Source organism: Paenibacillus sp. sg306046 (genome assembly GCF_059821225.1).
On record NZ_JCAMRT010000020.1, the window covers coordinates 78,821 to 90,430 of the forward strand.

Here is an 11,610-nt window from a genome sequence, read left to right on the forward strand (position 1 = left end):
CCCAGCTTGCGCGTATACATTAACACCAAAGATGAGGTGATGTAACGCATGAGCGGACGTGTACAGCCATCGGATCAGATCCAGATCACCAAAAACGCCCGGCAGATCAATGTCGTGCTGCGCAGCCCTGAGCCTGTCGCCGCGCTGGCCGCTGATCCGGAAGCGATGTTTCAGGGCAAGTCCCTTTCCCAGCAGGGGCAGTTTGGCGAGATCATGAAGCAGTTGGACCAGATGGTCGGTCTCGACCATGTGAAGGAGCTGGTATTTGAAATTTATGCGCTGCTCCGGATCGCAAGCCTGCGCGCCGAGGCGGGGCTGGCGGCGGGAGCTCAGGTGTACCATATGATTTTCAAGGGCAATCCAGGGACGGGAAAAACATCGGTTGCCCGCATTGTGGCGAAGCTGTTCCAGACGATGGGCGTGCTGTCCAAGGGGCATCTGATCGAGGTGGAGCGCGCCGATCTGGTGGGCGAATATATCGGGCATACGGCGCTCAAAACCCGCGAGCTGGTGAAGAAGGCAATCGGAGGCATTTTGTTCATAGATGAAGCGTATAGTTTGGCGCGAGGCGGGGAAAAAGATTTCGGTAAGGAAGCGATTGATACGCTCGTCAAGGCCATGGAGGATCATAAAAATCAATTCATCCTCATCCTGGCCGGCTATTCCGACGAGATGGACCAGTTTTTGCAGACGAATCCAGGGCTTCCGTCGCGGTTTCCGATTCAGCTGGATTTTCCGGATTATACGGTTGACCAGCTGATGCAGATCGCCGAGCTGATGGTCAAGGAGCGCGAATATACGCTTAATCCGTCTACGGAGCTGAAAATCCGCCAGCAAATTATGCATGAAAAAAATCAACTGGAGATCGCGTTCAGCAACGCGCGGTTCGTGCGCAATCTGATCGAGAAGGCGCTGCGCAACCATGCCGTCCGGCTGCTTAATATGCAAGGCATGCAGCCGTCCAGGCAGGATCTGATGATGATTCGGCCTGAGGACGTGAAGCTGGACCGCAAGCCGCCAAAGGAGACGTCCAAATTTATATGAAGAGAGCCGTACATGAGGTAACGCCGGATCACCAGGCTAGAGCCGTATTGGTCAGCCTGGTGACCCAATCCTTGAAGCGCCAGGAAAACTATGATCCGGCCTATTCCTTGGCTGAGCTGATTCGTCTTGCTGAAACCGCAGGAGTAGAGGTGCTCGGCACCCTCGCGCAAAACAAGGAATACGCCGACTCGAAGTGGTTTATCGGCAAAGGCAAGGCTGAGGAGCTGAAGCGTGAGCTGGAGGAGCTGGGCGCGAATACGGCGATTTTCGACCAGGAGCTGTCGGGGGCGCAGGTGCGTAACCTGGAACAGTACCTGGACGTGAAAATTATCGACCGCACCCAGCTGATTCTTGATATTTTTGCCGGACGGGCTAAAACAAGGGAAGGCATTATTCAGGTGGAGCTGGCGCAGCTGAGCTATTTGCTGCCGCGTTTGTCCGGCCATGGCAAAAACTTGTCCAGGCTCGGCGGCGGCATCGGGACACGCGGGCCGGGAGAAACGAAGCTGGAGACGGACCGTCGGCACATCCGCGACCGGATCAGCGAGCTGAAGCGTCAATTACAAGAGGTGGTGCGTCACCGGGTGCTGCACCGCGAGCGCCGCAAAAAAACAGGCGTCTACCAGGTCGCCCTGGTCGGGTATACGAATGCAGGCAAGTCCACGCTGCTGCGCCAGCTGACGCAAGCCGACGTCTACATCGAAAACCAGCTGTTCGCCACGCTGGACCCAACGTCAAGGGCGCTGAGACTGCCCGGGGGGGTGGACATCGTCGTGACGGATACGGTCGGCTTTATTCAAAATCTTCCTCATGATCTGGTTGCCGCATTTCGTGCGACATTGGAGGAAGCGAATGAAGCCGATCTGATTGTCCATGTCGTGGACAGTTCGTCGGAGATGATGGAAATCCAGATGAGTGTGGTGGATGAGGTCCTGGAGGAGCTGGGCGCGCATGGCAAGGACCGGTTGACCTTGTTTAACAAGGCGGACTTGCTTTCTGCCGGGCAAAAGGAGCTGCTGACGACCGGCGGTGAATTTCTGCGCATATCCGCTTACGAGGAGCGTGATTTGGCTGCAGTTGTCGCCGCGCTGGAGCAGCAGGTGATGGGGGACAGCCGGTTGTTCCGTATTCCGGCTCAGAAGGGCGATGTCATTTCGCTGGTTTACCGCGTCGGCGAAGTACTGGAGCAAGAAGTGGACGGCGAGGATCTGCTGTTTACGGTGAGAGTTAACGACAAGGAGTATGACAAGCTGGGGTACGCGCTTGCTGCTTATGACGCGAAGCAGCAAGCTTATGGAGACAACGAGGGAGAGACGACGGAGCATGTTTAATGAGCAGGTGCTGGCCTGGATGGAGCAGGCCGAGCAGGTTATTGAAGGCAGACTGAAAGACATCGACCGTGTGGTTGACCGCAACCAGTGGAAGGTGATTCGCGCTTTTCAGAAGCATAAGGTGAGCGATTATCATTTCTCCGGCTCGACCGGCTACGGGTACAATGACCGTGGACGCGAGGTGCTGGATCTCGTCTACGCGGATGTATTTGGCGCGGAGGCGGCTTTGGTGCGTCCGCATTTTGTGTCCGGCACCCATACGATCGGCACGGCGTTGTTTGGCGTGCTGCGCCCGGGGGACGAGCTGTTGATGATTACCGGGCGGCCGTATGATACGCTGCACAAGGTGATCGGCAAGCCGGGGGATGGACAAGGCTCGCTTCAGGATTGGGGTGTCGGCTATGCGGAGGTCGCTTTGTCCGCCGACGGCGCTCCGGATTGGCCGGCCATCGCTGCGCGGATCAGACCTGAGACGAAGGTGATCGGCATTCAGCGTTCGCGGGGGTACTCGTGGCGCGCTTCGTTTACGGTGGAGCAGATCGGGGACATGGTGCGCTTCGTGAAGGAGCTTCGCTCCGACCTGATCGTATTCGTGGACAATTGCTACGGTGAATTTACGGAGCTGACCGAGCCGACAGAGGCGGGCGTTGATCTGATCGCAGGCTCGTTGATTAAAAATCCCGGCGGCGGGCTGGCATCAACCGGCGGTTATATTGCCGGACGGCGCGAGCTGGTTGAGCTGGCCTCCTACCGGCTGACGGCGCCGGGCATCGGCGGTGAAGTCGGCGCGATGCTAGGTACGCTGCGAGCGATGTTTCAAGGGCTGTTCCTCGCCCCGCATCTGGTCGGACAAGCGGTGCAGGGCTCGGTGTTTGCAGCGGCGGTATTTGAGGAGCTGGGCTTCGTTACACATCCGAAGTGGAGCGACCCGCGTACGGACCTGATTCAGGCGATCCGCTTTACCGGGCCGGAGCACCTGATTGCCTTTGTCCAGGGAATTCAGCAGGCAGCGGCGGTTGATTCACATGTAGTTCCCGAGCCGTGGGCGATGCCCGGTTATGAGCATCCCGTCATTATGGCTGCAGGCACGTTTATTCAGGGCGGAAGCCTGGAGCTGTCGGCTGACGCGCCGATCCGCGAGCCTTACATAGCTTATATGCAAGGCGGCCTGACGTATTCGCATTGCAAGCTGGGTGTGCTGACGGCGCTGCAAACGATGAAGGACCGTAATTTATTGTAATCATTGCTTACATATTTCACGAACCTAACACAACTTGACACTTTTTAGGATCGAAGCTACAATAAGAGTAAGGTTTTTTCTGTGTTAGGGGTGATGGTCATGGGTGATGATATCCGCAGAAATATGGCCCTTTTTCCAATCGGTATCGTGATGAAGCTGACTGATTTGACAGCCAGACAAATCCGGTATTACGAGCAGCATGAGTTGGTCATACCGGCAAGAACAGGCGGCAATCAGCGTTTGTATTCATTTAACGACGTGGAGCGGCTGCTTGAGATCAAGGATTTGATTGAAAAGGGCGTAAATATCGCCGGCATCAAGCAGGTGCTGCTGCCCGTCGACAAAGATTCGGAGGAGGCCACCATTGTCAGTGAGCAATCCGAGGTTAAGCGGCGCGAGCTGACGGATTCCCAGCTGCACAAAATGCTCAAGCAGCAGCTGCTGGGCGGGGGCAAGCGTCCCAATTCCGTATCTTTGATTCAAGGCGAGTTGTCCAGGTTTTTCAGAAAGTAGAGCCAGGCTCTGCCGATCTTATGATTGTATACTGAGGAGGAGATTTTACAGTGACGGATAAACTCTTTACCAAAGAAGATATTTTGCGTATTGCAAAGGAACAGAACGTCCGCTTTATTCGCCTGCAATTCACCGATCTTCTTGGAACGATCAAAAACGTCGAAATTCCGGTCAGCCAGCTGGAAAAGGCGTTGGACAATAAAATGATGTTTGACGGCTCCTCGATTGAAGGCTATGTACGCATTGAGGAATCCGATATGTACCTGTATCCGGATCTGTCTACGTGGGTTATTTTCCCTTGGGTGACGGAAGACCGCGTAGCGCGTCTGATCTGCGATATTTATTTGCCGGACGGGCGTCCGTTTCCTGGCGATCCCCGCGGCATCCTGAAGGCTGCCTTGAAGGAAGCCGAGGAGATGGGATATACCGCGATGAACGTTGGACCTGAACCGGAATTTTTCCTGTTTAAGACCGATGAGAAGGGGAACCCTACGCTGGAGCTGAATGACCAGGGCGGATATTTCGATCTGGCGCCGACCGATCTTGGCGAGAACTGCCGTCGTGAAATCGTGCTGACGCTGGAAGAAATGGGTTTTGAAATTGAAGCGTCCCACCATGAGGTAGCTCCTGGCCAGCATGAAATTGACTTCAAATATGCCGATGCTATCAAAGCTGCCGACCAAATTCAAACGTTTAAGCTTGTTGTTAAAACGGTTGCCCGTCAGCATGGCTTGCATGCGACCTTCATGCCTAAGCCGTTGTTCGGCGTAAACGGTTCCGGGATGCATGCGCACCAGTCGCTGTTCCGCGGCAATGAAAACTCGTTCTACGATGAAAGCGACAAGCTCGGCTTGAGTGCGACGGCCCGTTATTATATGGCTGGCATTTTGCGCCATGCGCGTGCATTCGCTGCGATTACGAACCCTACCGTCAACTCGTACAAGCGTCTCGTACCAGGCTACGAAGCGCCTTGTTACGTAGCTTGGTCGGCAAGCAACCGCAGCCCGATGATCCGCATCCCGGCATCCCGCGGTCTTAGCACACGCGTGGAAGTTCGCAACCCGGACCCGGCAGCCAACCCTTACCTGGCGCTTGCGGTTATGCTGAAGGCCGGCTTGGACGGGATCAAGAACAAAATGCAGCTGCCGCCTCCGACGGACCGCAACATTTATGTGATGTCCGAAGAGGAGCGGGAGGAGCAAGGTATTCCAAGCTTGCCGGTTAACCTGAAGCAGGCGCTTGACGAGTTGCTTCGCGACGATGTCATCTGCGATGCGCTGGGCGATCACGCCTTGGCTCACTTCGTTGAGCTGAAGGAAATCGAATGGGACATCTATCGGACGCAGGTACACGCTTGGGAGAGAGAGCAGTATTTAACGTTGTATTAAAAGCTGACGCAGTAACGGGGGTTCGGGAAACCGGACGCCCGTTTTTTATGTTACGGCACGCGGTTGCTCATTTTTGGACGGACTCGGGTGAATTTTACTTGGGTGCAGACAGGTTGAATGCAGGAGCAGTCAAAGCAAATGAGGAAGGGCGGTGGACACGATGGCGAACGCGATTCTTCGGGTCCAGGCAAGTTTGAGTGAAACCGAGCAGGAGCAAGTCCGGCTGCTTCACGCGCAGGCTGAGCAAGCGGACGGCTTCCAAATTCCCGTGCATCTGGATACCTCCTTCAATAGCAAGCGTGATATGCCCGCTTATTTGCTGATGGAGGAGCAAGGGCAGCTTGCCAGCTTTGTGAGCTTGTTTGCGCCGGGCTTGGATGAAGCGGAATTGTCCGGCTTTACGCGTCCGCAGAGCAGAGTCCGCGGTTATTTCACCGCTTTGGTCGCGCAGGCGGCACATTTATTGGCGCAGCATCAGATCAGGGAGCTGTTGTTTTTGACCGCGCCCGAAGCAACGGCGGCCCATTCCTTCTTGCGGCGGCTGGGAGCAGTCTATGCTTATACGGAATATACGCTTTGTCGCCAAGTTGGATCAATGAGTTCGAACGCGAAAGGGACGGGGCGAATCTCGCTGCGCAGGATCAAGCCAGGTGAAGATTTGCAGCCGTTTGCCCAGCTGTCGAATGCTGTATTTCATACCAGGATAGAGGAAGGATTGGTTCGCTTTGAGAACGGAATCGCTTCTGCCAATCGGGTGGAGTATGCAGCGATGACAGACGGCGAGCTGGCGGGCATTTGCGGCTTGCTGCTAGAAGAAGCTGAAGCTACGATGTATGGCTTCGGCATTCATCCTGCCCGTCAGCGGACTGGGCTGGGAAGGGAGCTGCTTGGTTTAATGGAACAGGAGGCTCGGGCGGCAGGCGCGACATGGCTTGTGCTGGATGTTGACAGCCGCAATGAACCGGCTTGCAGCTTGTACCGCGCCTGCGGGTTTCAAAGTCGTCTGGCGACCGACTATTACCGGGCAAGTGTGGAGGCTGTGCAGGAGCGGCTGGCGCAGGAGCATGATCCAGACATTTTGTGATTGCTCTGCTGCGCTGGGTACGGGATAAGTTTGTTAGTCCCTAGCCGCCTGAAAATTCATGGACAGTTAAAAACCCGTCAGGCTGCATCACCGGAGCATGGTGACAGTCTGACGGGTTTTGTCGTTTGGCGAACGGATGTATAGTGATCGGAAACCAGACGCTCTGTCAACCTGGCTGTTGCGTTTGGCGGAAGCGAGTTAATGAATATTGCGGAATACGCCGATGACTTTGCCGAGAATGGAGACGTTCGTTAACCGCAGCGGGTCCATCGTCGGGTTTTCCGGCTGCAGGCGAATATGGTCTTTTTCTTTGTAGAAGGTTTTGACCGTTGCTTCATCTTCTTCGGTCATGGCAACTACGATATCGCCGTTGTTGGCCGTTTGCTGCTGGCGAACGATGACATAATCGCCGTTATGAATGCCGGCATCAATCATGCTTTCGCCAATAACACTGAGCATAAACACGTTATGCTCGCCGACAAAATGCGTAGGCAGCGGGAAGTAATCCTCGATATTTTCAGTTGCCGTGATCGGAACGCCAGCTGTTACCCGGCCGATCAGCGGGACGCGGGCTACGGCGACAGCAAATGCTCCGTCACCGGATGCGCCGTCCAAAATCTCAATCGCCCGCGGTTTCGTCGGGTCGCGTCGGATCAGACCTTTTTTCTCAAGTCGTTCCAGGTGGCCATGGACAGTGGAGCTAGAGGCAAGTCCGACCGCTTCGCCGATTTCACGGACGGAAGGCGGGTAGCCCTTATCTTTTACTTCTGTTTTGATGAAGTTAAGAATCGCTTGCTGGCGAGAAGAAATTTTGCTCATCGTATCACTCCAATGATAGGGAATCGTTATGTCGAAGTATATCACAGAATAACCGTTCGTACAAACATAAGTTCGAAAAAAACGATTGACGCAAACGTTTGTTCGTGATAATTTAGGATATAGACAGAACGAATGTTTGGGGGGGCTGCGAGATGATTCAAACCATTGCATTTCAAGATACAGGTTATGGCGCCGACAGAAAAAGAGCTTTACGCAGGAGGGCCACGCGGGAGGAGCGTGTTGCTGTCATAACTGCTGCGCTTGGGGTGCTGCTTCTGACGAGCTTCCTGATCACGATGCTGCTTGATCACTCGGACGCCTATGCGGCAGGTCCACAGACGAAAGCACAGATGTCGATCGTTGTAAACAACGGGGACACGCTCTGGAGGATCGCTTCGGCACATAAATCGCCTGATGTGAACATTCAGGTTTATATATATGAAATAAAAAAGTTGAACGGAATGAAGGATTCCTCCTTGCGGTCCGGTCAAAAGCTGCTGCTTCCTTAAAAGCGCGAACGTTCGTGATTTCCGATCTCCTCAAGCCTTCTCTTGACAATACATGCCCGGAATGTCAAAGTATAATTTGAGCTATTCAGGACAAGGAAGGGGCAAGGAGGATCAGTATGCAGGAAGCGGATCACGATGAAACAGTCAAAAGGATTAATGAGCTGGCCCGCAAAGCGAAGGCCGAAGGATTAACCGAGTCAGAACTGGAGGAGCGGAACGAGCTGCGAGCCAAATATATCCAATCGTTCAAATCTTCCTTGCGCAGTCAACTCGACAATATCAAGTTTGTGGATGAGGATGACGAGAAGAAGTAAAGGGCGGGGGTCGGCATGAACTATCGGATTTTGGGGAAAAGCGGTCTTGTTGTGTCTGAGCTTTGTTTAGGTACGATGACGTTTGGTTCTTCAACGAGCGAAAGCGACTCCATCCATATGATAGACCGCTTCCTGGAGCAGGGCGGCAATTTTATTGATACCGCTAACGTGTACGTATCAGGTAAATCGGAGGAGATCGTCGGCAAAGCGATCCGCCATCGCCGTTCTGATATCGTACTGGCGACTAAGGTCAGAATGGCTGTCGGTTCCGGCGTCAATGAACGCGGTCTGTCACGCAAGCATATTTTGGATGGGGTTCATGACAGCCTGAAACGGCTGCAAACCGATTACATTGATTTGTATCAGGTTCATGTCGGGGACCACCTGACACCGATCGAAGAAACGCTGCGCACCTTGGATGATCTGGTTTCCAGCGGCAAGGTACGTTATATCGGCTGTTCGAACTTTCTCGCCTATCAATTGATGAAGGCGTTAGGGATCAGCGATTTTAACCGCTATGCGCGGTTTATTTCCGTTCAGCCGCAGTACAGTCTGGTCAGCCGTGAGATGGATCGTGAGGTTATCCCGCTTTGTCTGGAGGAAAACGTTGGGATTATTCCATGGGCGCCGCTCGGCGGCGGTTTTCTGACAGGGCGGTATGAACGCGGAGTCGAGCCAAGCGAAGGCAGGCTGGCGGCGAAAGCCGGGGAAAGCAGATGGGAGCTGCGCAGCACGGATAAAAACTTCCGTATTTTAGACGAGCTGCTGGCCGTTGCAAGAGAAACCGGCAAGTCGCCCGCTCAGATTGCTCTGAACTGGCTGATTCATCAGCCTGGCATTACTTCTCCAATCTTCGGCGCGCGTACGTTGGGTCAATATGAGGATAATATGGGGACAACCGGCTGGAAGCTTTCTGATGATCACTGGAATCGGCTGGATCAGGTCAGTGCGTTGCCTTCTGAATACCCGTACCGTTTTATTGAGAAGTTTCGCCGCGAACTATAAGACGTGCATAAGGATAAGGGGATTAAACGATGTCATCTCGCAAGTGGGAACGTATGGTGCGCAAAAATACCAAATTATCAGCGCAGCGTAATAAAAGCGGCAGCACCAGCACTGCGGTTAAGTCGACGGACGGCTCCGTGACCTTCAAAGGGCGCAGCTGGCTCCTGCCGATGCTGTTGACAGCTACCGGAGTGTTCTGTTTTGTAACCTTTAGCCAAATTCCTGGGCAGGAAACGATGTATTGGGTAACCGGGGCCAGCTACATTTTGCTGGCGCTGCTGATGTATTGGGTTCGAAGACCGTTTCTTAAAGTGAGCAAGTCGTCCATTGCCTCACGACGTTTTGGCGGAGATCGCGTAATGGATGCATCGCAAATTCAGGACATTGTGTTTGCCAAAGATACGATTATAGTGACGCTCAAGCCAAAGGGAAACCGCTGGGCATTTTCTAAAGTGTTTCATCAAATGCCGGTTGATTCGATGAAAGAAAAGCTGACCGAATTTGCAACGAAAAACGGCATTGAGCTTAAACAGGACGCAAAAGCTTAACCAGCCTGACCTACAACGATACAAGCATAAGAAAGAGGAGCACAACGATGACAATCAAGGCCGTTTTATTTGACTTGGATGACACTTTGCTATGGGATGACCGTAGTGTGAAGGAAGCGTTTGAAGCGACCTGTGCGGAAGCTGCTCGGAACTATAAGGACATTGATCCGGCTCGCCTTGAAGAGGAAGTGCGCCGGGAGGCCAGAGCTTTGTATGAGACGTTCGACACATTTGCGTTCACGAAGATGATCGGCATCAATCCGTTTGAGGGTCTGTGGGCGAACTTTACACAAGGAGAGCAAGAGGAATTCCGCAAGCTGCAGGCATTGGCTCCCGGCTATCGCAAGGAATCCTGGACACGCGGCTTGCTGGCGCTTGGCATCGACGATGCAGCGCTGGGCGCAAAGCTGGCGGAGCTGTTTCCAGCCGAGCGCAGACAACGGCCGATTGTGTATGAGGAAACCTTTGAGGTGCTCGATCAGTTGAAAGCCAAGTACAAGCTGCTGCTGCTGACCAACGGCTCACCGGACCTGCAAAAGGAAAAGCTGGCAGGCGTCCCTGCGCTGGCGCCTTATTTCGACCATATTATTATTTCCGGCGAGTTCGGTGAAGGGAAGCCTGCTGCATCTATTTTCCACCATGCGATGGAACAGCTGCAGATTGCTCCAGAAGAAGGCGTGATGATCGGGGATAAGCTGACGACTGATATTTTGGGCTCTAACACAGTCGGAATGCGTAATATGTGGATTAATCGCCACGAGCTGGAGCTGATTGGAGAGATTCGTCCGGTTCATGAAATTCGCTCGCTTCGCGAGATTGAGCCAATTCTCACCGGCCTGTAAGTCATCATGGCGGCATCCTCTGCAAACTAAGCAGGATGCCGCTTTTTTCATTTTTTCGATGCCGCCGAAAGCAACAAAAAAGCCCCACATTCAATGAATGTGGAGCAGGAGCAGTTCGAGTTATGCTTTTTGAAACGAATCATCTGCAAACGGATGGGCAATCCAGCCTTCCGTTTCAATGAACAGGCGTACAGCAACGATTTGGCGGTTGTCCATCAATGTGAAGAAGTGAGGCTTATACTCCGGAACAGAGATAACGTCTCCTGCTTCCAGCTCAACATCGAAGTAGCCGACATCATCCGTGCCCTTGATAATAAAGATCCCGCGTCCCGCTGTAATCGCGCGTACTTCATCTTCCGTATGGGTATGAACCTGCTCAAACTTTTTAAGCACATCGTCCAGATTGGGCGTTGCGTCGGACAAAGCGACGATATCCCACGTTTGGTAACCGCGGCGGGCAGCAAGATCGCGAATTTCGGCATCAAAGGTGGAGAGGATTTGCGCTTTCTCCTCGTCGGAAAGAACAAACTTGTCTTTGAGCTCAGGAGCCAGCTTACCCGTATTCCAGTGCTCGTACAGCACTTCCTGTTTTTCCAAAAAGGCGCGCACCTGTTCCTCACCTTGGATGCGTTCTTCGGTATTGCGGATGCGAATTTCTGCCATCGGTAATCCCTCTTCCCTATACTTAGTTACTTCTACTTTGTATTATAGTAGAAACTGGCTTGTCTGTCGACAATCAATACACATAAATCCGATTTGTTTTATATGGATTATGCAAATTTTGTACAAGTTTCTTTTCATCATGTCATGTTTCTGCTAAACTAAAGTTTAAAATGTCCATGAACGAACAAGGCTTGCTCGTTCTCACCGTGAGGACGGCTTCTGGTTGCAATCGCAGTGGCATGTGTTTAGGCGGATCGCGATGATAGGGCGCTTGATCGCCTGTCAAACGGACGGGCTTGTCGGATGCGAC

Annotated in this window: 13 protein-coding genes; 11 read left to right on the plus strand and 2 right to left on the minus strand. The window is 53.3% G+C overall.

The annotated features are described in order from the left end of the window. The first annotated feature begins 48 nt into the window (after positions 1-48). From AC6ROY_RS19345 to AC6ROY_RS19370, 6 genes are all read left to right on the plus strand, one after another. Entirely contained in the window at positions 49-1,044 is a 996-nt protein-coding gene (locus AC6ROY_RS19345) for an AAA family ATPase (protein WP_500102240.1), read from the plus strand. Next, positions 1,041-2,375: a GTPase HflX gene (gene hflX, locus AC6ROY_RS19350; protein WP_500102241.1), complete on the plus strand. Its 1,335-nt coding sequence runs from the start codon at positions 1,041-1,043 to the stop codon at positions 2,373-2,375. The genes AC6ROY_RS19345 and hflX overlap by 4 nt, the downstream gene beginning before the upstream one ends. Beyond that, entirely contained in the window at positions 2,368-3,615 is a 1,248-nt protein-coding gene (locus AC6ROY_RS19355; protein WP_500102242.1) for a methionine gamma-lyase family protein, read from the plus strand. The genes hflX and AC6ROY_RS19355 overlap by 8 nt, the downstream gene beginning before the upstream one ends. Before the next feature lie 99 nt (positions 3,616-3,714). Then, a complete protein-coding gene (locus AC6ROY_RS19360; protein ID WP_500102243.1) occupies positions 3,715-4,128 on the plus strand; it encodes a MerR family transcriptional regulator in 414 nt (137 codons plus the stop codon). A 50-nt stretch (positions 4,129-4,178) separates the two neighbouring features. Then, positions 4,179-5,516, plus strand: a complete 1,338-nt coding sequence (gene glnA, locus AC6ROY_RS19365; RefSeq protein WP_500102244.1) for a type I glutamate--ammonia ligase — start codon at positions 4,179-4,181, stop codon at positions 5,514-5,516. 160 nt (positions 5,517-5,676) lie between these two features. After that, complete coding sequence (locus AC6ROY_RS19370) at positions 5,677-6,600, plus strand: GNAT family N-acetyltransferase (RefSeq protein WP_500102245.1); 924 nt, start codon at positions 5,677-5,679, stop codon at positions 6,598-6,600. Between the two features lie 198 nt (positions 6,601-6,798). Here the strand turns inward: AC6ROY_RS19370 and lexA are convergent, their stop codons facing one another. After that, positions 6,799-7,419 carry a transcriptional repressor LexA gene (lexA, locus tag AC6ROY_RS19375; RefSeq protein WP_500102246.1) on the minus strand — a complete coding sequence of 207 codons (621 nt, stop codon included), beginning with the start codon at positions 7,417-7,419 and terminating at the stop codon, positions 6,799-6,801. A gap of 152 nt (positions 7,420-7,571) precedes the next feature. Here lexA and AC6ROY_RS19380 point away from each other — a divergent pair, with 152 nt between their 5' ends. From AC6ROY_RS19380 to AC6ROY_RS19400, 5 genes are all read left to right on the plus strand, one after another. After that, positions 7,572-7,928 carry a LysM peptidoglycan-binding domain-containing protein gene (locus AC6ROY_RS19380; RefSeq protein WP_500102247.1) on the plus strand — a complete coding sequence of 119 codons (357 nt, stop codon included), beginning with the start codon at positions 7,572-7,574 and terminating at the stop codon, positions 7,926-7,928. 116 nt (positions 7,929-8,044) lie between these two features. Beyond that, entirely contained in the window at positions 8,045-8,242 is a 198-nt protein-coding gene (locus AC6ROY_RS19385) for a DUF896 domain-containing protein (protein ID WP_500102248.1), read from the plus strand. Positions 8,243-8,257: 15 nt separating this feature from the next. Next, complete coding sequence (locus AC6ROY_RS19390; protein ID WP_500102249.1) at positions 8,258-9,247, plus strand: aldo/keto reductase; 990 nt, start codon at positions 8,258-8,260, stop codon at positions 9,245-9,247. 53 nt (positions 9,248-9,300) lie between these two features. Continuing rightward, positions 9,301-9,795 (plus strand): hypothetical protein, encoded by a 495-nt coding sequence (locus AC6ROY_RS19395; protein WP_500102250.1) that lies wholly within the window; start codon positions 9,301-9,303, stop codon positions 9,793-9,795. Between the two features lie 47 nt (positions 9,796-9,842). Beyond that, positions 9,843-10,637, plus strand: coding sequence for an HAD family hydrolase (locus AC6ROY_RS19400; protein WP_500102251.1), 795 nt, complete (start codon positions 9,843-9,845; stop codon positions 10,635-10,637). Between the two features lie 120 nt (positions 10,638-10,757). On the opposite strand, the gene AC6ROY_RS19405 is transcribed toward AC6ROY_RS19400, so the two are convergent. Next, positions 10,758-11,300, minus strand: coding sequence for a 1,2-dihydroxy-3-keto-5-methylthiopentene dioxygenase (locus AC6ROY_RS19405; protein ID WP_500102252.1), 543 nt, complete (start codon positions 11,298-11,300; stop codon positions 10,758-10,760). Positions 11,301-11,610: the final 310 nt, after the last annotated feature.

Bases quoted from the DNA above. Each gene is read 5' to 3' on its own strand.
- AC6ROY_RS19345 (WP_500102240.1), top strand. From the start codon at position 49: ATGAGCGGACGTGTACAGCCATCGGATCAGATCCAGATCACCAAAAAC.
- hflX (WP_500102241.1), top strand. From the start codon at position 1,041: ATGAAGAGAGCCGTACATGAGGTAACGCCGGATCACCAGGCTAGAGCC.
- AC6ROY_RS19355 (WP_500102242.1), top strand. From the start codon at position 2,368: ATGTTTAATGAGCAGGTGCTGGCCTGGATGGAGCAGGCCGAGCAGGTT.
- AC6ROY_RS19360 (WP_500102243.1), top strand. From the start codon at position 3,715: ATGGGTGATGATATCCGCAGAAATATGGCCCTTTTTCCAATCGGTATC.
- AC6ROY_RS19370 (WP_500102245.1), top strand. From the start codon at position 5,677: ATGGCGAACGCGATTCTTCGGGTCCAGGCAAGTTTGAGTGAAACCGAG.
- lexA (WP_500102246.1), bottom strand. From the start codon at position 7,419: ATGAGCAAAATTTCTTCTCGCCAGCAAGCGATTCTTAACTTCATCAAA.
- AC6ROY_RS19380 (WP_500102247.1), top strand. From the start codon at position 7,572: ATGATTCAAACCATTGCATTTCAAGATACAGGTTATGGCGCCGACAGA.
- AC6ROY_RS19385 (WP_500102248.1), top strand. From the start codon at position 8,045: ATGCAGGAAGCGGATCACGATGAAACAGTCAAAAGGATTAATGAGCTG.
- AC6ROY_RS19390 (WP_500102249.1), top strand. From the start codon at position 8,258: ATGAACTATCGGATTTTGGGGAAAAGCGGTCTTGTTGTGTCTGAGCTT.
- AC6ROY_RS19395 (WP_500102250.1), top strand. From the start codon at position 9,301: ATGGTGCGCAAAAATACCAAATTATCAGCGCAGCGTAATAAAAGCGGC.
- AC6ROY_RS19400 (WP_500102251.1), top strand. From the start codon at position 9,843: ATGACAATCAAGGCCGTTTTATTTGACTTGGATGACACTTTGCTATGG.
- AC6ROY_RS19405 (WP_500102252.1), bottom strand. From the start codon at position 11,300: ATGGCAGAAATTCGCATCCGCAATACCGAAGAACGCATCCAAGGTGAG.